Raw genomic sequence first — 574 nt, 5'->3', positions numbered from 1 at the left:
AATTTGGCTTGCGACACCAATTTCATTTTAGCATAGGAGGATTTTTATTAATATCCTTACCGTCTCCAACTACTCTATTCTCCCCAGCATAGCTGGGGGATTAGACTCTTCATTCAAACGCTTACCATGGCGATGGTCTTGATCAGCTGCTGAAGACCCTTTATCGGAAGATAAGCAGCCTGCACCAGAATCAGAACAGAGTCAGCAGCAACCAGTGCATTCACTGTCATCATGCCAAGAGAAGGCATACAGTCAATCAGGATATAACCATATTTCTCCCTTACCCGTTCCAGATACTCCCGCATCATGACCTCACAGCTCATAATTAATGTCATCGCAACCTCAATGGCCGATAATTCAATGTTAGCTGGCAGAAGATCTACACCTTCTTCGTGATGCAACTCTCACTTTCCGGATACTGTCTACCAACTGTTGCATGGTACTTTATTAAATGCAATTCAAGTTATGACCCCCATTTCAAATGGGGGTTTAATTTTCGCCCCTCCAGGGCATAGCACTGGTGCCGCCAGAGGCGGGATTTCGCAAACCATTTTTTCTGGTTGCCCTCCGTTGT

The 574-nt window shown here is 45.1% G+C and carries 1 pseudogene; it reads right to left on the bottom strand.

Going from position 1 to position 574, the window contains the following annotated elements:
- Nucleotides 1-122: 122 nt before the first annotated feature.
- A pseudogene (locus tag H6A32_RS15885) lies at nt 123-401 on the bottom strand (ParA family protein); the annotation flags it as partial.
- Between the last annotated feature and the right edge of the window lie 173 nt (nt 402-574).

Origin of the sequence: Drancourtella massiliensis (assembly GCF_016900655.1) — a bacterium.
In the GTDB taxonomy this organism is placed as follows: domain Bacteria; phylum Bacillota; class Clostridia; order Lachnospirales; family Lachnospiraceae; genus Sellimonas; species Sellimonas catena.
This window is presented reverse-complemented; position numbering and strand designations above follow the sequence as displayed.